This window comes from Streptomyces sp. NPDC102514 (genome assembly GCF_055584525.1).
This window is the reverse complement of the sequence record NZ_JBVJLW010000009.1, coordinates 303603-326083: the sequence shown is the minus strand read 5'-3', so window position 1 is coordinate 326083 and position 22481 is coordinate 303603. Positions and strand designations below refer to the sequence as shown.

Genomic DNA, 22481 nt, shown 5'->3' with positions numbered 1-22481 from the left:
CGGGCAGACTCGAAGGAAGCCCGAAGCAAACCTCCCGGAAAGAGGGTGGATCGCGTGGACCGCTGCATTGTCCTGGTGGACGCCGGTTATCTGCTCGGGGCCGCTGCCAGTCTCCTCGCCGGGGAACCCTCACGATCCCGGATCACCGTTGACCACGCCGCCCTCATCCAGGGGCTGCGCGAGCGCGCCGAGTCCGAGACGGATCGGCCCCTGCTGCGCATCTACTGGTTCGACGGCGCCCCCGACCGCGTACCGCAGCCGGAACACCGCAGGCTGCGGGTGATGCCCCGGGTCACCGTACGGCTCGGTGCGCTGACCCGCAGCGACGGGCGATGGGCGCAGAAGGGCGTCGACGCCGCCATGCACGCCGAACTCACCGAGCTGGCGCGCAACCGGGCCTGCTCCGACGTCGTACTCGTCACCGGCGACGGCGATCTGCTGCCCGGCATGATGGCCGCCAAGGAACACGGGGTCGCCGTGCACCTGTGGGCCGTGCAGGCCGCGGACGGCGACTACAACCAGTCCGAGGACCTCGTCGCCGAGGCCGACGAGCGGCGCGTGCTCGACCGGATCTGGATCACCAAGGCCGTCCGGGCCAAGGATCTCGGCGGGGTCTGCGCGCCGCCGCCCGTGCCGCGGCCCGAGATCGCCGCGATCCTCTCCGCGCCGCTGCCCGAGTCCGCGCTGGGCGCCGGGCTCGGCTCCGCGCCGTCCTCCACGCTGAGCTCCGCCGGTGAGCGGGTCGTGGGGGAACGGACCGCGGCGGAGGCCGAGCACGCGCAGGCCGCGCCGGGCGAGAACGGCTCGGAGGCGCGGGTGCCGGCCGCGAAGGGTGTGCCCACGCCGAAGGATCTGGCCGCGCTGCGGGCGCCCGGGCCGGCCGGTGCGCCCGGCTCCGCGGCGGCGCAGCACCCCGCGAACGCGACGCTGCGCTGGTCGTCCGACAAGGGCTGGGTGGACCGGCCCGGTACCGCCGCCGCGGAGAACGCGGAGGCCGCGCTGCTGCCGACGCTCGCGCAGCTCACCTCGGCGGAGCAGCGGTGGGCCGACCGGGAGGAGGACATCACCACGGTCGGAGGGGATCCGTTCGAGGTCGGGCAGGTGTTCGCGCGGCGGTGGATGGAGCGGTTGGCCGACCAGACGCAGTTGCCGAAGCTGTCCACGATGTATCCGCGGGTGCCGCATCGGATCGACGGGGAGCTGTTGCGGTACGCGGCGCGGTTCGGGTTGCTCGCGCACAAGGACGATCAGATCGACGAGCATGATCGGTATGCGATCCGGGCGGGGTTCTGGCGGGAGATCGATGCGCGGACCTCTGCGGAGCATGCTCCCGCAGGGGAGTAGGTGGGGTTTCGTTGTCGGGTGCGGGTCGGTGGGGGCTTGTCGCGCAGTTCCCCGCGCCCCTTGGGACGGGCTGCGCCCTGTCCCCGTGTCGCGTCTGCGGGTCGGTGGGGGCTTGGCGCGCAGTTCCCCGCGCCCCTCGGGACGGGCTGCGCCCTGTCCTCGTATCGTGTCTGCGGGGCGGTGGGGGCTTGTCGCGCCGTTCCTCGCGCCTCTGAGGGGCACTTCGTGCGCCCCTGAGGGGTGCCCCTGGCGTCCGGCTCTGGCGGGGTTTGGCCTCCCCGCGCGTTGTTCGGGGGGTGGGACCCCGTAGTCTCGGGTCTCGTGAGTACGCGCACCGCACAGGCAGTCCGGGACGGGCACGGCGGGGATGTCGTGTGTGCCGTGCGGGATCTTACGAAGACGTATCCGGCGGTGCGCGGCCGGCGCGGGCAGCCCGCGACACCCGAGGTGCGGGCCACCGACGGGGTACGCATCGACATCCGGCAGGGCGAGATCTTCGGGCTGCTCGGACCGAACGGCGCCGGCAAGACCACCCTCGTACGCCAGCTGACCGGGCTGATGCGCCCCGACCGCGGCAGTGTCGAGATCCTCGGCCACGACATCGTGCGCCACCCCGAGCGGGCGTCGCGGATCCTCGCGTACCTCGGGCAGGAGTCCACCGCGCTCGACGAGCTGACCGTGTCGCTCGCCGCGGAGACCACCGGCCGGCTGCGCGGCCTCGACGTGCGCAGCGCGCGGGCCGAGCGGGACGCGGTCCTGGAGGAACTGGGGCTCACCGCGCTCGCCTCGCGGCCCCTGAAGAAGCTCTCCGGCGGACAGCGGCGGCTCGCCTGCTTCGCCACCACCCTCGTCGGCGCACGGCCCTTCCTCGTCCTCGACGAGCCCACCACCGGTATGGACCCCGTCGCCCGCCGGGCCGTCTGGAGCGCCGTCGACCGGCGCCGGGCCGAGCACGCCACGACGGTCCTCCTGGTCACCCACAACGTCATCGAGGCGGAGACCGTCCTCGACCGGGTCGCCGTGCTCGACCGGGGCCGCGTCATCGCCTGCGACACCCCCTCCGGCCTCAAGGAACAGGTCGCCGGCGAGGTACGGCTCGAACTCGTCTGGCGCGAGCGCGCCCCGCTCGACGTACCGGAAGTCGCGGCCCTGCGCGACCGCGCCGTAGAGTCGGGCCGTCGCTGGTCGCTGCGGCTCTCTCCCGAGGAGGCCCGCGCGGCCGTCGCGGCGGTCACCGGCGGCGCCGCGTTCGCGGCCCTGGACGACTTCACGCTCGCCACACCGAGCCTGGAGGACGTGTATCTGGCACTGGGCGGCAGCGCCGGAAGCGTACGGGGGTTGGTCAAGGCATGAGCATGCGGGCCCCCGCAGCCGTACGGAACAGGTACAGGACGACAGCCGAAGCGAACAGGAGCCGCGCGACGTGAGTGTCGTACCCGCCGAGATCCTGCCCGGCGCAGCCCGTGTGGACGGGAGCCGGAGCGTGCACACCGAGGACGGTGCCCGTGCCGTGGCCGTGCTCGGGCCGCGCGCGCGGCTGTGGCCCGCGCTGGCCGCCGTCTACCGGGCGCAGCTCTCCCGGGCCAGGGTGGCGCGGATCCCGCTGCTGTTCGTGGCGACCTTCCAGTCGATCGGGATCATGGTCCTGATGCGGGGGGTCGTGGACGGCGGCGGCGAGGCGCGGGCGGTGGTCGCCGGTTCGTCGGTCCTCGTGGTCGCGTTCGTCGCCCTCAACCTGCTCGCCCAGTACTTCGGACAGCTCCGTGCCAGCGGCGGGCTCGACCACTACGCGACGCTGCCCGTACCGCCCGCCGCCGTCGTGCTCGGCGCCGCCGCCGCGTACGCCTCCTTCACCGTGCCGGGGACGCTCGTCACGGCCGTCGTGGGCAGCGTCCTCTTCCAGCTGCCGCTGACGCACCTGTGGATCCTCGTCGCGGTCATCCCGCTCGCGGGCGCGGCGCTCGCCGGGCTCGGAGCGGCGCTCGGACTGCTCGCGCCCCGCCCCGAACTGGCTACACTGCTCGGCCAGTTGGGCATGTCCGCCGCGCTGCTGCTCGGCGTGCTGCCGCCGGACCGGCTGCCGACGTTCGTGCAGTGGGCGCGTGATCTGATGCCCTCCACCTACGGCGTGGAGGCGCTCGGGCTGACCTTCGGGCCGGACCCGGACTGGGGTCTCGTGCTGCTCGACCTCGCCGTCTGCGCGGGTGTCGGTGTCGCCTCGCTGGCCGTCGCGACCTGGGCCTACCGCCGGGCGGCCGTCCGGTGACGCGCCCGACAGGCGGGCCTGGCACGATGTCGGTGTGACCGCACCGCTGAACCCGCCTCCGCCGCCGCACCACCAGCCGCCGCACGACGCCTGGCAGGCGCCGCCCGCCGGGTACGGGCTCGGTCATCAGGAGGACGGTCCCGGAATGAAGACAGAGCTGCGCGAGGCCGCGATCGTCACGGTCGCGATGGCGGTCGCCGGACTGCTGCTCGGTGTCCTGTGGTGGTGGCTGGCACCGCACGTGCCGCTCGTCTCGGACGACACCACCGTCTACCTCGCGGACACGGAGGGGGAGCAGGCCATCGGCGTGGACGGAACGTTCACTCTGCTGGCACTCGGCCTCGGCCTGGTCAGCGCGCTGGTCGTGTTCCTGGCGCGGCGCAAGGGCGGCATCGCGCTCGTCGTCGCCCTCACCGTCGGCGGCGTCCTCGGCTCCCTGGTCGCCTGGCGCCTCGGCATCTGGCTCGGCCCCACCCAGGACGTGGTCGCGCACGCCAAGGAGGCCGGCAAGGGCGTCACCTTCGACGCGCCGCTGGAACTCGGCGCGAAGGGTGCCCTGCTGGCCTGGTCCCTCTCGGCCCTGCTGATCCACCTGGGCCTGACGGCCCTGTTCGCCCCCAGGGACCCGGACCCCTTCGAGACCCCGTACTACCCCAAGGCCTAGCGTCTGCCTGGGCCCCGTAGGGGCGCGGGGAACTGCGCGCCCGGCCACAGCGGACCCGCAGTCGAATCACGGCCCAGGAGCCCCTGGCTCAGAGGTCACCTCAAGGCCAGGGGGCTCAAGAAGGAGCCCCTACGCAGGCCGGCGCCCGTGGTTCGCCCGACCCTTCCGGATACGCCACTTCCGCTTGCGCGTCTTCTTCGACATGTCCTCGGTACTTAACCGAGAACCGCGCCCCCGTCGAGAGGTCCCGCACGCCCGGCGAGCGGTCAGCCCCGCCCGACGGCGGCCACCACCGCACCGGTGAGCCGCGCGAGGTCGTCGGGGGCCAGTTCGACCTCCAGCCCCCGCCGCCCCGCGGAGACACAGATCGTGGCGTGCCCGCTCGCGGACGCGTCCAGCACCGTACGCAGCCGCTTGCGCTGCCCGAGCGGCGAGATGCCCCCGCGGACGTATCCCGTGGTGCGTTCCGCGGCGGCCGGGTCGGCCATCGCGGCCCGCTTGCCGCCCACCGCCGCCGCCAGCGCCTTCAGGTCGAGGGAGCCCGCCACGGGCACGACGGCGACCGTCAGGTCCCCGTCGACGTCCGCGACCAGCGTCTTGAAGACCCGGTCGGGTGACACGCCCATGGCTTCGGCGGCCTCCTCCCCGTACGAGGGGTGCGCCGGGTCGTGCTCGTAGGCGTGGACCGTGAACGCGACCCCGGCCGCGGTGAGCGCCACGGTCGCCGGCGTCCCGCCCGCCTGCTGCTGCTTCTTCGCCTTCTTGGCCAAGGGACGTTCCTTCAGTTGAGGCTCGTCGGCCCGCGCGTCAGCTCCGACGCCGGCAGCGAGGGCAGATTGCGGATGATCGCGGTCTCCGCCCGCAGCAGCGTCAGCTCCTCGCGCAGCCGGGACGCGGTGTCCGGAGCCTGGAGCAGCCGCTGCTTCGCCGGGACGTCCAGCATCGCCGCCGCCGCGACCAGGTACGAGACGACGGACGGCTCGTCGGGGAGGTCGGCACCGGTGGCGAGGGACCGTTCCCGCGCGCCCGCCAGCCGCTTCTGGTACTGCCTGAAGGCCCGCAGCACCCCTTCCGCCAGCGCCCCGGCCTCCTCGCCCGGCTCTTCGGGCAGTTCCTCGAGGTCGGCCGTCAGATAGGGCCCGGAGGCGTCCACGGACTCCAGCCGTACCCGGGTCGTCCCGGTGGCCAGTACCTCGAAGCTGCCGTCGGCCCGTTCCCGGATCGTCGCCGCGTCGGCGATGCAGCCCACCGCGTGGAAGGCCTTCAGCGGTTCGTCGCCGAAGCCGGCCGAGGGCCCGCGCTGCGGTACGGCCGTCTGGTCGGGCATACCGGGCGAGGTGGCCGCGACCTCGTGGCCGTCGCGGATGGCGACGACGGCGAACCGGCGCGGTTCGTCCTCGGCGGTCTTCAGCAGATCGCGCATCATCGCGCGATAGCGCTCCTCGAAGATGTTCAGCGGCAGGACGAGCCCGGGAAACAGCACCGAGTTCAGCGGGAAGAGTGGGAGCCGGACGGTGGTCACGACGGGAAAGCCTAATGGTCACCGGAGGGCGTACGTCCGCCGCGCTCACTCCGTGGATGTGGAAGATCCCCGATCCGTGACCTCAGGGGCCGGTCCGAGGCCACTTGGATCCGGATTCCGTCGCGCAGTTCGAGGAACTGGCCGAGCGGATCGTCCGAGACCCGGTCCCAGGGGAACGAGGTGGCGTACGGGCCGATCCGGCGCAGTTGTTCCAGCGCGTCCTCCCAGCGCTCCAGTCTGACCAGCACATAGGTGAGCAGATTGCGGACCTCCGCGGGCCACGGGTCGGCGTCCCGGTACTCGGCGGAGAGGGCGATCGCCAGGTCGGCCGCCGCGTCGAGGCGTGCGCGGCCCACGGCGGCCCCGCCGCCCTCGGTCAGATAGGCGAAGGCCGCCCGCACGGGCAGGGCCTGGACCAGGGAGCCGGGCAGCGCGTCGTGGGCGGCGCGCTCGGCGAAGTCGAAGCACTCGCGGTGCGAGCCGTACCAGGCGGCGGACAGGTACTGCAGGGCGGCCACGTGGCAGCCGTAGTGGTGCGGGGAGCGGCGGACGGCCTGCGCCCACAGCTGCTCGAACTCGGTGTGCGGCGCGTTCGTGCCCCGGGCGTGGTCCAGCGCGATCCGCCACGGCACGGGGTCGCGCGGGGCGCCCTCGGCGGCGGCGGCGATCAGCGGTCCGACCTGGCGCAGCAGTTCGGCGCGGGCCGGTGACCGCCAGCTCCGGCAGACCGCCAGCTCGGCCTTGACCAGGGCCGCGTCCGGGTCGTGCGGGGCGGCGGAGCGCCAGTCGTCGAACCACTCGCCGCGGGAGAGGGCGAAGGCGGCGAGGCGGGTCGCGTACCGGTCCCGGTTCTCCCACTCGGCGGACTCGCGGGTGGTGGACAGGAGTTTGCCGGCCGGGCCGTACTCACCGCGGCCCGCCGCGACCAGGGCCGGGCCGAGCCGCTCGTCGGGGGCGTCGAGCAGCACCTCGTCGTCGTCGGGCAGACCGGCGGCGAGACTCGAAGTGTTCCGCGCCATCCGGACCGTACGGAGGAGCGCTCGCAGCAGTGCCATGGTGGGTCCATTGAAAACCGCAGGTCGGACCCGTACCAGAGGGTGTGCGGTGACGCTTTCGTAACCTTGGTTTGGTTGCGTGAGGATGGGTCAAGGGCGGGTAAAAGGTGACTGTTGCTCAGGTGTCGGGGGGCTGTGCGGCGCCCATGCGGACGGGGCCGCCCACCTCGCGCGACAGCTGTCGCTGAGCCGTCGCTCCGTCGTCGGTCAGCCTCTGCGGAGCGTGCGGGTCGCGCCCGCCGCCACCGTCGTCGCCAGGACCCAGCCCAGCAGGATCACCACCGCGGCGAGCCACTGCCAGCCGCCGCGCAACTGCCAGTAGCCGGCCTGGCCGAGGTCGATGAGCGGCAGCAGCAGGTCCAGGGCGAAGATTGACGGGTTCCACGGCGGATGCTCACCGCTCTTGAGCGGCGGATGGTCGGCGTGCGCGAAGGCGAAGGAGGTCACCGCCCAGAGCACGCCCATCCAGATGGCCGCACGCCCCGGCCGGTACCCGTAGGCGACCGTCCAGTCCTGCACATGGCCCCACAGTTTGGCCGCGACCGGCAGGTTCTCGCGGCGGTGGCGCTGCTTGGCGAGCAGCACCTCGCGCGCCTGCTCGTCCTCGCCGCCGTTGCGCAGCACGGTCGCCAGCCGCTCGTACGGCTCCGGGCTGTACTCGGGAGTGGCCGCGGCCACCCACTGCAGGCGCCGGGTCAGCGGGAACGGGCCGCGCGGCACCAGGTACTCGTACTGGAAGCCGCCCATCTGCAGCTGGCCCGCGCCCGGCCAGCTGGTGGCCTGGTCGATGAGGGTGACCACCCGCGCCCCGTTCAGCACGACCCGCCCGCGCTGCGGGCGCCGGCCGAGGAACCGCAGTTCGGGGACCTGGACGCGGCGCAGCGAGATCTCCTGGTCGTCGCGCAGGGTGAGGCGGGCCTGCTCGAAGTCGACCGCGTCGCCGAACCGGCCGTCGTCGAGCCGGATTCCGCCCTCGCACTCGAACCGCTGCACCCGGGTGCCGTGCGCGGGGGTCCGGCCGCTGGTCAGCACGGGGTCGCCGATGCCCGCTGGGGTCATGTACATGGTGCGCTCGACGGTCAGCTGCGGTGCGTTCAGCGCCCGGCGCCCGTACGGATTGGCCAGCCGGCTGCCGCGCAGGCTGAGCGAGACGCCGACCTTCGCGCCGCGCAGGCTCAGTTCGCCGTGCGACTCCATCATCTCGGCCTGCAGATCCTGTCCGATGGTCATCCCGTCGCCGACGAGGGAGTTGTCGCGCCGGTCGCGGTAGATCACCGCCTGGTTGAGCAGCAGGTCCGTGCCTATGTGCGCGTCGGTGAGGCGCACGCCGTTGTGGAAGCGGCAGCGCGGCAGATGCAGATCGCCCTCGGTGTGCAGCCGGGCCGCCTCCAGCCGCGGTATCGCGCAGTCCACCAGCCGCAGCGTCGTGAACCGGGACTCCGGCAGCAGGATCTCCTTCTCGAACCGGCAGCCCTTCATCTCGACGTACGGCTCGACGGTGCCGCCCGCGAGATCGAGCGGGTCGACGATCTGGACCCCGGCCAGCTTGAGGGAGGCCACGCGGCCGTCCAGCGCGGGCGGGCCGTTCAGCAGCAGCCAGCACACGATCCTGGCCCGTACCGTGCGCTCCGGGCCCCAGGGATGGCCACCGTGCGGATCGTCGGTGACGGTGTCCCCGGCCCGCAGGTCGTACACGCTGCCGTTGCGGAACGCCTGCCACATGCCGGCCTCGGCCGCGCTCAGGTCGTCGGGCAGTTCGCCGACGCGCAGGCCGGCCCCATCGGTCACGATTTTCTCTCACTCCTCAGTTACTCGCCGGTTCGTACAGCCGTCCCTGTGATGCCCGCTGAGTCGGCGCCTGAACGCCGAGAGTGACGATGGTTGCTCTCAGTGACTGCCGGGGGCCGGATCAAGCCACCCGCCGACCGATGATCCGCGGCTCGTATCAGCGATTGATACAGCCGTCCGGCACCCGGCGGCCGTCTGAGAGAATTAGCTACGTGCTGCAACATTTCGCTATGGCCCGAATCGATCTGCGCGGCGACGCCCTCCCCGAGGGCCCCGCCCTGCGCGACCTGCTGCCCCGAGCCGACTTCGACGTCTCGGCCGCCCTGGAGAAGGTGCGTCCGATCTGCGAGGCCGTGCATCATCGGGGCGACGCGGCGCTGATCGACTACGCGGAGAGGTTCGACGGCGTACGCCTGGAGTCCGTACGGGTCCCCGCGCAGGCCCTCACGGACGCGCTCGACCAGCTCGATCCGGCAGTGCGCGCGGCCCTGGAGGAGTCGATCCGCCGCGCCCGCATCGTCCACCGCGAGCAGCGCCGCACCACGCACACCACCCAGGTGGTCCCCGGCGGCTCGGTCACCGAGAAGTGGGTGCCCGTCGACCGCGTCGGGCTGTACGCGCCCGGCGGCCGGTCCGTCTACCCCTCCTCCGTGATCATGAACGTGGTCCCGGCACAGGAGGCCGGCGTCGAGTCGATCGCGCTCGCCTCGCCCGCCCAGGCCGACTTCGGCGGCCTGCCGCACCCCACGATCCTGGCCGCCTGCGCGCTGCTCGGCATCGACGAGGTGTACGCGGCCGGCGGCGCGACCGCCGTGGCGATGTTCGCGTACGGCACCGAGTCCTGCCCGCCCGCCAACATGGTCACGGGCCCCGGCAACATCTGGGTCGCCGCCGCCAAGCGCTACTTCGCGGGCCGGATCGGCATCGACGCCGAGGCCGGTCCGACCGAGATCGCGATCCTCGCCGACGAGAGCGCCGACCCGGTGCACGTCGCCTCCGACCTGATCAGCCAGGCCGAGCACGACCCGCTCGCCGCCGCCGTCCTCGTCACCGACTCGGTCGCGCTGGCCGACGCGGTCGCCAAGGAACTGGAACCGCAGGTCGCCGCCACCAAGCACATCGAGGACCGGATCGTCCCGGCACTCGGCGGCAGGCAGTCCGCGATCGTGCTGGTCGACGGTGTGGAGGAGGGCCTGCGGGTGGTCAACGCCTACGGCGCCGAGCACCTGGAGATCCAGACCGCCGACGCGAGCGCGGTCGCCGACCGGGTACGCAACGCGGGCGCGGTCTTCGTCGGACCCTGGGCGCCCGTCTCCCTCGGCGACTACGCGGCCGGCTCCAACCACGTCCTGCCGACCGGCGGCTGCGCCTGCCACTCCTCGGGCCTGTCCGTCCAGTCGTTCCTGCGGGGCATCCACATCGTCGACTACACGCGCGACGCGCTCGCGGACGTCGCCCACCACGTGGTGGCACTCGCCGAGGCGGAGGACCTCCCCGCCCACGGCGCGGCGGTCAAGGCCCGGTTCGGCTGGAAGGTTCCCGGCAAGTGAGTACCAACGGCGGTTCCCCCGACAGCCCCTCCGGCAGCTCCTTCGGTATGGAAGACCTCCCCGTCCGCGACGAGCTGCGCGGCAAGTCCCCGTACGGCGCCCCGCAGCTCGACGTGCCCGTACGGCTCAACACCAACGAGAATCCGTACCCGCTGCCCGAACCGCTCGTCGAGCGGATCACCGAGCGGGTGCGCGAGGCCGCGCGCCACCTCAACCGCTACCCCGACCGGGACGCGGTGGAGCTGCGCACCGAACTGGCCGCCTATCTGACCAAGACCGGCAGGCACGTGGTCGGCGTCGAGAACGTGTGGGCGGCCAACGGCTCGAACGAGGTCATCCAGCAGCTGCTGCAGACCTTCGGCGGGCCCGGCCGCACCGCGATCGGCTTCGAGCCCTCCTACTCGATGCACGGGCTGATCTCGCGCGGCACCGGCACCGGATGGATCTCAGGCCCCCGCAACGACGACTTCACGATCGACGTGACCGCGGCCGAGAAGGCCATCGCCGAACACCGGCCCGACGTCGTGTTCATCACCACCCCCAACAACCCCACGGGCAACGCGGTACCGCCCGCCACGGTCCTCGCGCTGTACGAGGCGGCGCAGGCGGCCAGGGCCGGCACCGCCGGCGCGATGGTCGTCGTCGACGAGGCCTACGTCGAGTTCAGTCACGGTGAGTCACTGCTGCCGCTGCTCGAAGATCGGCCGAATCTCGTCGTCTCGCGCACCATGTCGAAGGCGTTCGGCGCGGCCGGGCTGCGCCTCGGCTACCTCGCCGCCCACCCGGCGGTCGTGGACGCCGTCCAGCTCGTACGGCTGCCGTACCACCTGTCGGCCGTCACCCAGGCGACCGCGCTGGCCGCCCTGGAGCACACCGACACACTGCTCGGGTACGTCGAGCAGCTGAAGACCGAGCGTGACCGGCTGGTCGCCGAACTGCGCGCGCTGGGCTTCGCGGTGACCGAGTCCGACGCCAACTTCGTCCAGTTCGGACGGTTCGACGGCGCGGCCGGCTCGCACGAGGCCTGGCGGCTGATCCTCGACCGGGGCGTCCTGGTCCGGGACAACGGCGTACCGGGATGGCTGCGGGTCACCGCCGGCACCCCCGCCGAGAACGACGCGTTCCTCGACGCGGTCCGTGCACTGCCGCGTGAGGTGCAGACATCCGTGCCCGTGGGGGACACCCCCGCAGCCCCGAAGGAGCAGAGCGCATGAGCCGCGTAGGCCGTGTCGAACGGAACACCAAGGAGACCTCCGTCGTCGTCGAGATCGACCTCGACGGCAGCGGAAAGGTCGATGTGTCGACAGGCGTCGGCTTCTACGACCACATGCTCGACCAGCTCGGCCGGCACGGTCTGTTCGACCTGACCGTGAAGACCGAGGGCGACCTGCACATCGACTCGCACCACACCATCGAGGACACCGCCCTCGCCCTGGGCGGCGCCTTCAAGCAGGCGCTCGGCGACAAGGTCGGCATCTACCGCTTCGGCAACTGCACCGTCCCGCTGGACGAGTCGCTCGCCCAGGTGACCGTCGACCTCTCCGGGCGCCCCTACCTCGTGCACACCGAGCCCGAGAAGATGGCGCCGATGATCGGCGAGTACGACACGACGATGACCCGGCACATCCTGGAGTCCTTCGTCGCCCAGGCGCAGATCGCCCTCCACGTGCACGTGCCGTACGGGCGCAACGCCCACCACATCGTGGAGTGCCAGTTCAAGGCGCTCGCCCGGGCCCTGCGGTACGCCTCCGAGCGCGACCCGCGCGCGGCGGGCATCCTTCCCTCCACGAAGGGCGCGCTGTAAGCCATGAGCGGCCTCTCCACCATCCTGATCGTCGTCGGGCTCTTCCTGCTCGGCGGCATCTACTCCTTCGTCAAGCAGCAGATGCCCAAGAGCCTCATCATCCTGCTGTCCATCGGCGCGGCCATGTGCCTCGTGGCCGGTGTCGTCCGCCTGGAGGTGTGGAATTGAGTACCCCCGGCAGCCCCTCGGGCTCCCCCTCGGGCACGTCTTCGGGTACCCCTTCGAAGCGAGTGGTCGTCTTTGACTACGGCTTCGGGAACGTCAGGTCCGCCGAACGCGCCCTCGCGCGCGCGGGCGCCGACGTCGAGATCACCCGCGACTACGACAAGGCCATGAACGCGGACGGACTGCTGGTGCCGGGCGTCGGCGCCTTCGCCGCCTGCATGAAGGGCCTGCGGGAGGCGCGCGGCGACTGGATCGTCGGCCGCCGGCTCGCCGGGGGCCGCCCCGTCCTCGGCATCTGCGTCGGCATGCAGATCCTCTTCGAGCGCGGCATCGAACACGGCGTCGAGACCGAGGGCCTCGACGAGTGGCCCGGCTCGGTCGAGCCGCTGCAGGCCGACATCGTGCCCCACATGGGCTGGAACACCGTCGAGGCGCCGGCCGGCACGAAGCTCTTCGCCGGCCTCGACGCCGACGCGCGCTTCTACTTCGTGCACTCGTACGCCGTCCACGACTGGTCCCTGGAGACCGCGAACCCGGCGATGCGCTCCCCGCTCGTCACCTGGTCCACGCACGGCAAGCCCTTCGTGGCCGCTGTCGAGAACGGCGCCCTGTGGGCCACCCAGTTCCACCCCGAGAAGTCCGGCGACGCCGGAGCCCAGCTGCTCACCAACTGGATCGGAACCCTGTAGACCATGGCCAAGCTCGAACTCCTCCCCGCCGTCGACGTCCGTGACGGCCAGGCCGTCCGGCTCGTGCACGGCGAGTCCGGCACGGAGACCTCGTACGGTTCCCCGCTCGACGCCGCCCTCGCCTGGCAGCGGTCCGGCGCCGAGTGGCTGCACCTGGTGGACCTGGACGCCGCGTTCGGCACGGGCGACAACCGCGCGCTGATCGCCGAGGTCGCCCGCGCCATGGACATCAAGGTGGAGCTGTCCGGCGGCATCCGCGACGACGACACCCTCGCCGCCGCCCTCGCCACCGGCTGCACCCGAGTGAACCTCGGCACCGCCGCCCTGGAGACCCCCGAGTGGGTCGCCAAGGTCATCGCCGAGCACGGCGACCAGATCGCGGTCGGCCTCGACGTCCGCGGCACCACCCTGCGCGGCCGCGGCTGGACCCGGGACGGCGGCGACCTCTACGAGACGCTGGAGCGCCTCGACAAGGAGGGGTGCGCGCGGTACGTCGTCACCGACATCGCCAAGGACGGCACCCTCCAGGGCCCGAACCTGGAGCTCCTGAAGAACGTCTGCGCGGCCACCGACCGACCCGTCGTCGCCTCCGGAGGCGTGTCCTCGCTGGACGACCTCCGCGCCATCTCCGACCTCGTCCCCCTCGGCGTCGAGGGCGCGATCGTCGGAAAGGCCCTGTACGCCAAGGCTTTCACCCTGGAAGAGGCTCTCGCGGCGGTGGCCGGATGAGCGCCCTGCGACGCGTCACGACCGGCGCCCCCTGGGAGGAGGCCTTCGGCTACTCCCGCGCGGTGGAACTGCCCAACGGCCTGGTCCTGGTCTCCGGCTGCACCTCCGTGGTGGACGGCCAGATCGCCGGCGGCGACCCGTACGAGCAGGCCGTCAACTCCTTCAAGGTCGCCCTCTCGGCCCTGGAGCAGCTGGGCCTCGGCCCCGAGCACGTCGTCCGTACGCGCATGTACCTCACGCACGCCCGGGACGTGGAGGACATCGGCCGCGCCCACAAGGAGTTCTTCGACGCGGTCCGGCCGGCCGCCTCGATGATCATCGTCTCCGGTTTCGTCGACCCCGGCCTGGTGGTCGAGGTCGAGGTGGAGGCGTACCGGGAGGCGGCCCCGGGGGAGGCGTCCGCGTCATGACCCTCGCCGTACGTGTCATCCCCTGCCTGGACGTCGACAACGGCCGGGTCGTCAAGGGCGTCAACTTCCAGAACCTGCGCGACGCGGGCGACCCCGTCGAGATGGCCAAGGTGTACGACGCCGAGGGCGCCGACGAGCTGACGTTCCTGGACATCACCGCGTCCTCCGGCAACCGCGAGACCACCTACGACGTGGTGCGCCGCACCGCCGAGCAGGTGTTCATCCCGCTCACGGTGGGCGGCGGCGTACGCACCGCCGAGGACGTCGACAAGCTGCTGCGGGCGGGCGCGGACAAGGTCGGCGTCAACACGGCCGCCATCACCCGCCGCGACCTGATCCGCGAGATCGCGGAGCGCTTCGGACGGCAGGTGCTGGTCCTGTCCGTGGACGCCCGCAGGACGGCCGCCGGGACCTTCGAGGTGACCACCCACGGCGGTCGCGAGGGCACCGGCATCGACGCCGTCGAGTGGGCGCACCGGGCCGCCGAGCTGGGCGCGGGCGAGATCCTGCTCAACTCGATGGACGCCGACGGCACCAAGGACGGCTACGACCTGGAGATGATCGGGGCCGTCCGCAAGCACGTCACGATCCCGGTCATCGCCTCCGGGGGAGCGGGCCGGCTGGACGACTTCGCGCCGGCCGTCACCGCGGGCGCGGACGCCGTGCTCGCCGCCTCCGTCTTCCACTTCGGCGATCTGCGGATCGGCGAGGTGAAGCAGGCGCTGCGGGAGTCGGGACATCCCGTGCGGTGACGCTCCGCCGGTAGCCGGCCGCGCAGAGGAGAGCCCCCGGCCGTTCGACGGCCGGGGGCTTCCCTCTGCCTGGAACCATGGTCCGTCGCGAAAGAGAAGTTGCGCAGTTTTTATTGCGCAACTTCTCTTTCGCATCTACGGTCGGTGTCATGAGCGGCACGGAGAACCAACCGATCACGGACCTGGGCACCCTCAAGGCCCTGGCCCACCCGCTGCGGATGCAGCTCTACCGGGGCCTGTGCGTGGCCCGCACCGCCACCGCCTCCCAGCTCGCCGAGCAGGTCGACGAAGCGGTCTCCCTGGTCAGCTACCACCTGCGCAAACTCGCCGAGCACGGCCTGATCGAGGCGGCCGACCCGCAGAGCGGCGACGCCCGTGAACGCTGGTGGCAGCCCTCCTCGCAGGGCGTGAGCATCAGGGACAAGGACTTCCGGGACGCGCCCGAGCGGGCCGCCGCGCACCTCGCCGCCACCCGGCTCTTCCACCGGCAGCGGTCCGACATGTACCGCAGCTACCTCGACGAACGCCTCACCTGGGGCCCCGAGTGGAACTCCGCCACCTCGGACAACGAGTCCCTGCTGCGGCTGACCGCCGGCGAACTGGCCGAGCTGAGCGTGGAGTTGCTGGCCCTCGCCAAGAAGTACGACGAGAAGGGGCGGGCCGCGGAGGCCGCCGGTGACACCGAGGGGCGCGAGAACGTCGCGCTGCACGCGCTCGCGTTCCCGTTCCGCACCTGACAGTCCGTGCGTCTCAGGAGGCCACCGACGTGACCGTCACTCCCGCGATCTCCGAAGCCGCCCCGCCGACCCCCGAGCGCCCCGCCCACCGCGACCCCGACGTCCTGCGCTGGCTCGGCGCGTACGCCTCCTCGGCGATCGGCGACAACGTCTACTACGTGGCGCTGTCCTGGGCCGCCGTACAGGCCGGTACGCCCTCGCAGGCCGGACTCGTGATGGCCGCGAGCGCCTTGCCGCGCGCCCTGCTCATGCTGGGCGGGGGAGTGATCGCCGACCGCTTCGGCCCGCGCCGCGTGCTGCTCGCCGGCAACGGCGTGCGATGCGCCGCGGTGGTCGCCGTCACCGTCCTGCTGCTGGTCGCCGGCCCCGGGCTGTGGCTGCTCGGGGTGCTCGCCCTGGTCTTCGGCGTGGTCGACGCCGCGCTCATGCCCGCGCTCGGCGCGCTGCCGGCCCGGATCACCACCCGTGGCCAACTGGCCCGCGTGCAGGGCATGCGCGGCATGGCGAGCCGTCTCGCCAACGTCCTGGGCGCCCCGCTCGGCGGCCTCGGCGTGGCCCTCGGCGGCGCCGCGGCGGCCTTCGGCACGGCGGCGCTGCTCTTCGCGGTGGCGCTGCCGCTGCTGGCGGCCGTCCGGATGAGGAACCGACCGCACGACGGGCACGACGGGGCCGCCGGTCAGGAACCGCCCCCTCGGCCGACGGCCGCACGGGAACTGCGCGACGGACTGCACCACATCCGGCGCAACCCCGTCCTCGCCCGGCTCGTCGTCGTCATCGCGCTGAGCGACCTCGGGTTCGTCGGGCCGCTGAACGTCGGACTGACCCTCCTCGCCGACGAACGCGGCTGGGGCGCCTCGGGGATGGGCTGGGTGCTGGCCGGCTTCGGGATCGGGGCGGGAGCGATGTCCCTGCTGCTGACCGTACGGGGACGGGTGCCGCGCGCTGGGCTCGTGCTGTCCGTGACGATCGCCGTCGGAGCCGTCGCCGTCGGGGCGATCGCATACGTGCCGACGCTCGCCGCGGCCGTCGGCGCGGCGCTCGCCGTCGGCCTGCTCGCCGGGCTGAGCGGGGCGTTGTGCGGGGCGCTGATACAGACCGAGTCGGACCCCGCGTACATCGGGCGGGTGACCTCCGTGGCGCATCTCTTCAGCCTCGGACTCGCCCCGCTCACGTTCCCGCTGACCGGCGCGGCGATCGCGCTCTGGGGGACCGGCCCCGTCTTCGCCGCCAGCGCGGGCGTGTGCGCGCTCGGAGGGCTGATCGGGCTGGGCTCCGGGGCATTGCGGCGGGCGGAACTGCCGAGGTAGCCACCCGCCCGCGTGACCGCCCGAGTCCCTGAACCGAGTCCCTGCCCCGAGCCCCTGAAGGGCCCGGGCGCGGGTGGTCGCGACCTGCCTACAGACCCAGCTGCTTCGTCTCCTGGAGCTTGGCGATCGCGTCCTTGTCGCCGTCCACCTCCACGTCGGCCACGCCCTGCCGGCCGTGCGCGAAGAGGACCAGCTCGGAGGGGTCGCCGGTGACCGTGACCACGGGGGTGCCCTTGTGGGCGACGACCGTCTGGCCGTCCGGGCGGCGCAGGACCAGACCGGTGGGCGCGCCCCGGCCCATCATCCTGGCGATGCGTTCGAGCCGGGACCACAGGGCGTCCTGGAAGACCGGGTCGAGCACCCGCGGCACCCAGTCGGGCCGGGCCCGGCGTACGTCCTCGGTGTGGACGTAGAACTCGATCGCGTTCGACGCCTCGTCGATCTGCTTCAGGTTGAACGGCGAGAAACGCGGCGGCCCCGTACGGATCAGCTGGATCAGCTCCTCGTACGGCTTCGCGGCGAACTCCGCCATCACCCGGTCGAGCCGCGACGCGAGCTGCTTGATCAGGATGCCGCCGGCCGCGTCCGGGCGGCGCTCGCGCACCACGACGTGGGCGGCGAGATCGCGGGTGTTCCAGCCCTCGCACAGAGTGGGGGCGTCCGGTCCCTCGGCCTCCAACAGATCGGCGAGGAGAAGTCGTTCACGCTTCGCATGGGTCGACATGCCTGCCAGCCTACGACCGCCCCGGCGGTCCGCCCACTTCTGCGGGCCACCGATCTCCCGTTGACGTGTTTCCGTCCCACCGCCCCTCTCAGCCCGTGGACGCCGTCCGGGCCCGTACGGCCGGCGCGGCACAATGGTCGGCATGACCAGCACGCCCACGCCCAGCAGGCCCAGCGGCCTGGACCCCGAGATCGCCGCCCGCCTCAGGCGCAGCGCCGACGGGCTCGTACCCGCCATCGCCCAGCAGTACGACACCGGTGAGGTGCTGATGCTCGGCTGGATGGACGACGAGGCGCTGCATCGCACGCTGACGACCGGCCGGTGCACCTACTGGTCGCGCAGCCGCCAGGAGTACTGGGTCAAGGGCGACACCTCCGGGCACTTCCAGTGGGTCAGGTCCGTCGCGCTCGACTGCGACGCCGACACCGTACTGGTCAAGGTCGACCAGGTGGGCGCCGCCTGCCACACCGGCGACCGCACCTGCTTCGACGCCGACGTGCTCGTCAAGGACGCCGGGGACGCCGGGAACGCCGGGGATACCGGGGACGCCGGGAACGCGGGCGACGCCGATTCCGGCGTACCCGCAGTGGATCAGTAAGGTCAGCGGCCATGGACCTCGACACCTTCCGCAAGCTGGCCACCGACCGGCGTGTCATCCCCGTCAGCCGCAAGCTCCTCGCGGACGGCGACACCCCCGTCGCGCTCTACCGCAAGCTAGCCGCCGAACGCCCCGGCACCTTCCTCCTGGAGTCCGCGGAGAACGGCCGGACATGGTCCCGCTACTCCTTCGTGGGGGTCCGCTCGGCCGCCACCCTCACCGAGCGCGACGGACAGGCGCACTGGCAGGGCACCCCGCCCGTCGGGGTCCCGGCCGACGGCGACCCCCTCGCGGCCCTGCGCGCCACCATCGAGACCCTGCACACCCCGCACGACCTCGCCGGCGGCCACGCCCTTCCGCCGTTCACCGGCGGCATGGTCGGCTACCTCGGCTACGACATCGTGCGGCGCCTGGAGAAGATCGGCCCCGGCGAGCGCGACGACCTGAAACTGCCCGAGCTGACCATGCTGCTCACCAGCGACCTCGCGGTCCTGGACCACTGGGACGGCTCGGTCCTGCTGATCGCCAACGCGATCAACCACAACGATCTCGACTCGGGCGTCGACGAGGCCTACCACGACGCCGTGGCCCGCCTGGACGCCATGGAGGCGGACCTCTCGCGGCCCGTCTCGCAGCCGCCGGCCGCGCTCCCGCCGTCCGAACTCCCCGAGTACACCGCGCTGTGGGGCGGCCCCGACTACCAGGTCGCCGTCGACGACATCAAGGAGCGCATCCGGGCCGGCGAGGCCTTCCAGGTCGTCCCCTCCCAGCGCTTCGAGACGGCGTGCACGGCGAGCGCGCTGGACGTCTACCGGGTCCTGCGGGCGACGAACCCCTCGCCGTACATGTACCTCTTCCGCTTCGACGGCTTCGATGTCGTGGGGTCCTCCCCGGAGGCCCTGGTCAAGGTCGAGGACGGGCAGGCGATGGTCCACCCCATCGCGGGCACCCGGCCGCGCGGCGCCACCGTCCAGGAGGACCAGGCCCTCGCCGACGAACTGATCTCCGACCCCAAGGAACGCGCCGAGCACCTGATGCTCGTCGACCTGGGCCGCAACGACCTGGGACGGGTCTGCCGGCCCGGGTCCGTGGAAGTCGTCGACTTCATGTCCATCGAGCGCTACTCGCACGTCATGCACATCGTGTCGACCGTCACCGGCAAGGTCGCCGAGGGGCGTACGGCCTTCGACGTACTGACCGCCTGCTTCCCCGCCGGCACGCTCTCGGGCGCCCCCAAGCCCCGCGCGATGCAGATCATCGACGAACTGGAGCCCTCGCGGCGCGGTCTGTACGGCGGCTGCGTCGGCTACCTCGACTTCGCGGGCGACTCCGACACCGCGATCGCCATCCGTACGGCCCTGCTGCGCGACGGCACGGCGTACGTGCAGGCGGGCGCCGGGGTCGTCGCCGACTCGGACCCCGTCGCCGAGGACACCGAGTGCCGCAACAAGGCGGCGGCGGTCCTGCGCGCGGTCCACACGGCCAACCGGCTCTCCTGACGGACACCCGCCCGACGGACCCGGGGCGGCACACGTGACGCGGTCGACGACGGGGTCGGTGACGGGATCGACGACGAGGTCGACAAGGAGACATTCGCGGGCAGTGCGACGTGGCTCACGTGTCCTCGGGTGACGGTTCGCCCGGAGTTCAGGCGATAGTGGGGTACGTGACTGCTGTACCGCACCCCCGATCCGAAGCTCCCGGACCCGCTCGCTCCGGCCGCCGAAGCCTCGCCGTCGCCCTGTTGTCCGGCGCGCTCGGCGCGGCCCTCGTGCTGCTCGCCACCCGGCGTGGCTGGTCGGGCGGCACGGCGACCGTGGCCGGCGGCGACTTCCCGCTGAGCGCCTCAGGCAGTGACGTCACGGGCGTCCCCGCCTCCCTGGCGATCGTGGGACTCGCCTCCCTCGTCGCCGTCTTCGCCGTCCGCCGGGCAGGGCGCTTCCTGGTCGCCGGACTCCTCGCGCTCTCCGGCGCGGGCACGATCGCCTCGGCGCTCCTCGGCCTCTCCGACAGCTCCGCGCTGGACGAGAAGGCCGCGGCGGCGACCGGGGACACCGCCGCGACCGTGGGCACGATGACGCACACCGGGTGGCCGTACGTGGCCGCGGTGGGCGGTCTGCTGCTGCTCCTCGCGGGGCTGCTGGCGCTGCGGTACGGGCGGTCGTGGCCGACCATGTCGGGTCGGTACGAGCGAGACGGGACGCCTCGGCCCCGGCGGGTTCGGGCGCCGGTGGATCCCGATCGGCCCGAGGAGATCTGGAAGGCGCTCGACCGCGGCGAGGACCCCACCGGGGCGTGACCGTTCCACCGCGACCGTTCCACCGGGGGTTCGCGATTTCGGCTGCGGGTCCGGTGGGGGCCGTTCGCGCAGTTCCCCGCGCCCCTGAAGGGGCGAAAGCTGGGGCGCAGCCCCGCTTTTAGGGGCGCGGGGAACGGCGCGGCCGACCCTCACCGGACCGCACTCGTCCACCGGCCGCGGGCCCCGAAGCACCACCACGGACCCCCGCTCAACCCACACAAACTCGTGCGGGACAATAGGGCGCGAGCGTCCGGCTCTCATACACGTACAGCAACGAGGAGCAAGTCATGGCGGGCAGCAGCCACGGTCACACCCCGGCCGCCTGGACCGGTGTCATCATCGCCGTCATCGGGTTCTGCGTCGCAGGTGCCTTCATGGTGATGGCCAGCCCGCTGGGCTTCTGGGCCGGCATGGTCATCGTCGTCCTCGGCGGCGTGGTCGGCATGGCCATGCGCGCGGCGGGCCTCGGCCAGGCGAAGCGCGAGCACCCGACCCACCAGGTGGCGTCGGCCGAGAGCTGACCCCCGCACGGCTTCGCGAGGCGGGTCCGGCTCCTCGACCGAGCGCCGGGACCGCCTCCGGCCATGTGCGGCCCGCGCCCCGGCGCGGCAGAATGCGACGCGTGAACGCCGAATCCCAGAGGGTGACGCCCGGACCTGGACCCGCTACCGGACCCGCTCCCGGCTCCGCGGTACGCCGACTCGCCGTCCCCGGCGGGATCCTCGTGGCCGTCGCCGCGGCCTTCGCGTACGTCGGAACCGTCGACCCGAACGAACCCGGCCACTACCCCGCCTGCCCCCTGCTCCGCTTCACGGGCCTGTACTGCCCCGGCTGCGGAGGGCTGCGCAGCGCCTACGCCGTCGCGCACGGGGACCTCGGGACGGCCCTCGGGGCCAACGCGCTCGCCGTGATCGGCTATCTGGTCTTCGCCGTGCTGTGGACCGTCTGGGTGGTCCGCACGGCCCGGGGCCGCCCGATGAGCATCGATCCCGGGCCGCCCCTGCTGTGGAGTCTGGGCGCGTTGTCGCTGGTCTTCACCGTTGTCCGGAACCTGCCGTTCGGTGGCTGGCTGCACCCTTGATCAATCAGGGAACGTCCAGGTAGTGGGACCGGCGTCAACCGGATGTGAGGCCCACGCCCTCCTGCGGATATCATCGCAGTGACCACCGGTTTCGCCCGATGCGACGAAACCCCGGTCGACAGCGGAACCGCTTGAACCGCCCGACCGCTTCAACCGTTCACCGTCTGGAAGGGGGCCGCTCGCGTGAGTGTGCTCGACGAGATCATCGACGGAGTCCGTGCCGACCTCGCGGAACGGCAGGCGCGCGTCAGCCTCGACGAGCTCAAGGAGCGCGCCGCGAAGGCTCAGCCTGCCAAGGACGGTGTCGCGGCCCTGCGCGGCGACGGCGTCAAGGTCATCTGCGAGGTCAAGCGCTCCAGCCCGTCCAAGGGCGCCCTCGCCGCGATCGCCGACCCCGCGGCCCTCGCCGCGGACTACGAGGCCGGCGGCGCGGCCGTCATCTCCGTGCTCACCGAGCAGCGCCGCTTCGGCGGCTCGCTCGCCGACCTGGAGGCCGTCCGCGCCCGGGTCGACATCCCGGTGCTGCGCAAGGACTTCATCGTCACGTCGTACCAGCTGTGGGAGGCCCGCGCGTACGGGGCCGACCTCGCGCTGCTCATCGTGGCCGCCCTCGACCAGCCCGCCCTGGAGTCCCTCATCGAGCGCGCCGAGTCCATCGGGCTCACCCCGCTCGTCGAGGTGCACGACGAGGACGAGATCGACCGGGCGGTGGACGCCGGGGCGAAGGTCATCGGCGTCAACGCGCGCAACCTCAAGGACCTCAAGGTCGACCGCGGCACCTTCGAGCGCATCGCGCCCGAGATCCCCGCGCACATCGTGAAGATCGCCGAGTCCGGTGTCCGCGGCCCGCACGACCTCATCGCCTACGCCAACGCGGGCGCCGACGCCGTACTGGTCGGCGAGTCCCTGGTGACCGGCCGGGACCCGAAGACCGCCGTCTCCGACCTGGTCGCCGCGGGCGCGCACCCCGCGCTGCGGCACGGACGGGGCTGACCTC

General features: G+C 72.6%; 25 protein-coding genes. 20 read left to right on the top strand and 5 right to left on the bottom strand.

Translation table 11 applies throughout. From position 1 onward, the window contains the following. Nucleotides 1-54 precede the first annotated feature (54 nt). The 4 genes from ACZ60E_RS24555 to ACZ60E_RS24540 all read left to right on the top strand — a co-directional run bounded on the left by ACZ60E_RS24555 (nt 55) and on the right by ACZ60E_RS24540 (nt 4274). On the top strand, nt 55-1344 hold the full coding sequence (locus ACZ60E_RS24555; protein WP_469443103.1) for an NYN domain-containing protein: 1290 nt from the start codon (nt 55-57) through the stop codon (nt 1342-1344). A 321-nt stretch (nt 1345-1665) separates the two neighbouring features. Then, nucleotides 1666-2697: an ABC transporter ATP-binding protein gene (locus ACZ60E_RS24550; protein WP_384808034.1), complete on the top strand. Its 1032-nt coding sequence runs from the start codon at nt 1666-1668 to the stop codon at nt 2695-2697. Between the two features lie 70 nt (nt 2698-2767). Further along, nucleotides 2768-3610 (top strand): ABC transporter permease, encoded by an 843-nt coding sequence (locus ACZ60E_RS24545; protein ID WP_384808036.1) that lies wholly within the window; start codon nt 2768-2770, stop codon nt 3608-3610. A 34-nt stretch (nt 3611-3644) separates the two neighbouring features. After that, the gene (locus tag ACZ60E_RS24540) at nt 3645-4274 is read left to right on the top strand and encodes an AAA family ATPase (protein ID WP_384808038.1); all 630 of its coding nucleotides are present in this window, start codon (nt 3645-3647) and stop codon (nt 4272-4274) included. A 266-nt stretch (nt 4275-4540) separates the two neighbouring features. Here the strand turns inward: ACZ60E_RS24540 and ybaK are convergent, their stop codons facing one another. The 4 genes from ybaK to ACZ60E_RS24520 all read right to left on the bottom strand — a co-directional run bounded on the left by ybaK (nt 4541) and on the right by ACZ60E_RS24520 (nt 8639). Next, nucleotides 4541-5044, bottom strand: a complete 504-nt coding sequence (ybaK, locus tag ACZ60E_RS24535; RefSeq protein WP_385837349.1) for a Cys-tRNA(Pro) deacylase — start codon at nt 5042-5044, stop codon at nt 4541-4543. Nucleotides 5045-5055: 11 nt separating this feature from the next. Next, complete coding sequence (locus tag ACZ60E_RS24530) at nt 5056-5796, bottom strand: LON peptidase substrate-binding domain-containing protein (protein ID WP_384808042.1); 741 nt, start codon at nt 5794-5796, stop codon at nt 5056-5058. Nucleotides 5797-5807: 11 nt separating this feature from the next. After that, the gene (locus ACZ60E_RS24525; RefSeq protein ID WP_469443098.1) at nt 5808-6851 is read right to left on the bottom strand and encodes a hypothetical protein; all 1044 of its coding nucleotides are present in this window, start codon (nt 6849-6851) and stop codon (nt 5808-5810) included. Nucleotides 6852-7058: 207 nt separating this feature from the next. Next, nucleotides 7059-8639 (bottom strand): oxidoreductase, encoded by a 1581-nt coding sequence (locus tag ACZ60E_RS24520; RefSeq protein WP_469443096.1) that lies wholly within the window; start codon nt 8637-8639, stop codon nt 7059-7061. Between the two features lie 230 nt (nt 8640-8869). Here ACZ60E_RS24520 and hisD point away from each other — a divergent pair, with 230 nt between their 5' ends. From hisD to ACZ60E_RS24470, 10 genes are all read left to right on the top strand, one after another. Further along, nucleotides 8870-10189, top strand: coding sequence for a histidinol dehydrogenase (gene hisD / locus ACZ60E_RS24515; protein WP_453794105.1), 1320 nt, complete (start codon nt 8870-8872; stop codon nt 10187-10189). A 47-nt stretch (nt 10190-10236) separates the two neighbouring features. Beyond that, nucleotides 10237-11403 (top strand): histidinol-phosphate transaminase, encoded by a 1167-nt coding sequence (locus ACZ60E_RS24510; protein ID WP_469443165.1) that lies wholly within the window; start codon nt 10237-10239, stop codon nt 11401-11403. Next, nucleotides 11400-11993 carry an imidazoleglycerol-phosphate dehydratase HisB gene (gene hisB / locus ACZ60E_RS24505; RefSeq protein ID WP_055518513.1) on the top strand — a complete coding sequence of 198 codons (594 nt, stop codon included), beginning with the start codon at nt 11400-11402 and terminating at the stop codon, nt 11991-11993. The genes ACZ60E_RS24510 and hisB overlap by 4 nt, the downstream gene beginning before the upstream one ends. A gap of 3 nt (nt 11994-11996) precedes the next feature. Further along, the gene (locus tag ACZ60E_RS24500; RefSeq protein ID WP_384808052.1) at nt 11997-12161 is read left to right on the top strand and encodes a hypothetical protein; all 165 of its coding nucleotides are present in this window, start codon (nt 11997-11999) and stop codon (nt 12159-12161) included. Then, the gene (gene hisH, locus ACZ60E_RS24495) at nt 12158-12847 is read left to right on the top strand and encodes an imidazole glycerol phosphate synthase subunit HisH (RefSeq protein ID WP_453794107.1); all 690 of its coding nucleotides are present in this window, start codon (nt 12158-12160) and stop codon (nt 12845-12847) included. Before ACZ60E_RS24500 ends, hisH begins: the two co-directional genes overlap by 4 nt. Before the next feature lie 3 nt (nt 12848-12850). Further along, entirely contained in the window at nt 12851-13576 is a 726-nt protein-coding gene (priA, locus tag ACZ60E_RS24490) for a bifunctional 1-(5-phosphoribosyl)-5-((5-phosphoribosylamino)methylideneamino)imidazole-4-carboxamide isomerase/phosphoribosylanthranilate isomerase PriA (protein WP_453794108.1), read from the top strand. Continuing rightward, nucleotides 13573-13986, top strand: coding sequence for a RidA family protein (locus tag ACZ60E_RS24485; RefSeq protein ID WP_384808057.1), 414 nt, complete (start codon nt 13573-13575; stop codon nt 13984-13986). Before priA ends, ACZ60E_RS24485 begins: the two co-directional genes overlap by 4 nt. Further along, a complete protein-coding gene (hisF, locus tag ACZ60E_RS24480; protein ID WP_469443094.1) occupies nt 13983-14738 on the top strand; it encodes an imidazole glycerol phosphate synthase subunit HisF in 756 nt (251 codons plus the stop codon). The genes ACZ60E_RS24485 and hisF overlap by 4 nt, the downstream gene beginning before the upstream one ends. Nucleotides 14739-14887: 149 nt before the next feature. Continuing rightward, the gene (locus ACZ60E_RS24475) at nt 14888-15475 is read left to right on the top strand and encodes an ArsR/SmtB family transcription factor (protein ID WP_384808060.1); all 588 of its coding nucleotides are present in this window, start codon (nt 14888-14890) and stop codon (nt 15473-15475) included. A 29-nt stretch (nt 15476-15504) separates the two neighbouring features. Continuing rightward, entirely contained in the window at nt 15505-16782 is a 1278-nt protein-coding gene (locus tag ACZ60E_RS24470) for an MFS transporter (RefSeq protein WP_469443091.1), read from the top strand. An 88-nt stretch (nt 16783-16870) separates the two neighbouring features. Here ACZ60E_RS24470 and ACZ60E_RS24465 read toward each other — a convergent pair whose 3' ends face one another. Beyond that, nucleotides 16871-17506 carry a TIGR03085 family metal-binding protein gene (locus tag ACZ60E_RS24465; protein ID WP_384808064.1) on the bottom strand — a complete coding sequence of 212 codons (636 nt, stop codon included), beginning with the start codon at nt 17504-17506 and terminating at the stop codon, nt 16871-16873. 142 nt (nt 17507-17648) lie between these two features. Here ACZ60E_RS24465 and hisI point away from each other — a divergent pair, with 142 nt between their 5' ends. The 6 genes from hisI (at nt 17649) to trpC (ending at nt 22477) form a co-directional block, all read left to right on the top strand. Further along, nucleotides 17649-18104 (top strand): phosphoribosyl-AMP cyclohydrolase, encoded by a 456-nt coding sequence (gene hisI / locus ACZ60E_RS24460; RefSeq protein ID WP_469443087.1) that lies wholly within the window; start codon nt 17649-17651, stop codon nt 18102-18104. A gap of 11 nt (nt 18105-18115) precedes the next feature. Next, a complete protein-coding gene (locus ACZ60E_RS24455) occupies nt 18116-19603 on the top strand; it encodes an anthranilate synthase component I (RefSeq protein ID WP_384808067.1) in 1488 nt (495 codons plus the stop codon). Between the two features lie 158 nt (nt 19604-19761). Further along, complete coding sequence (locus ACZ60E_RS24450) at nt 19762-20403, top strand: TIGR02234 family membrane protein (RefSeq protein WP_469443163.1); 642 nt, start codon at nt 19762-19764, stop codon at nt 20401-20403. 287 nt (nt 20404-20690) lie between these two features. Continuing rightward, on the top strand, nt 20691-20924 hold the full coding sequence (locus ACZ60E_RS24445; protein WP_384808069.1) for an HGxxPAAW family protein: 234 nt from the start codon (nt 20691-20693) through the stop codon (nt 20922-20924). Between the two features lie 92 nt (nt 20925-21016). Beyond that, entirely contained in the window at nt 21017-21484 is a 468-nt protein-coding gene (locus tag ACZ60E_RS24440) for a DUF2752 domain-containing protein (RefSeq protein ID WP_469443083.1), read from the top strand. Nucleotides 21485-21667: 183 nt separating this feature from the next. Further along, the gene (trpC, locus tag ACZ60E_RS24435; RefSeq protein ID WP_107017524.1) at nt 21668-22477 is read left to right on the top strand and encodes an indole-3-glycerol phosphate synthase TrpC; all 810 of its coding nucleotides are present in this window, start codon (nt 21668-21670) and stop codon (nt 22475-22477) included. The last annotated feature ends 4 nt before the right edge of the window (nt 22478-22481 follow it).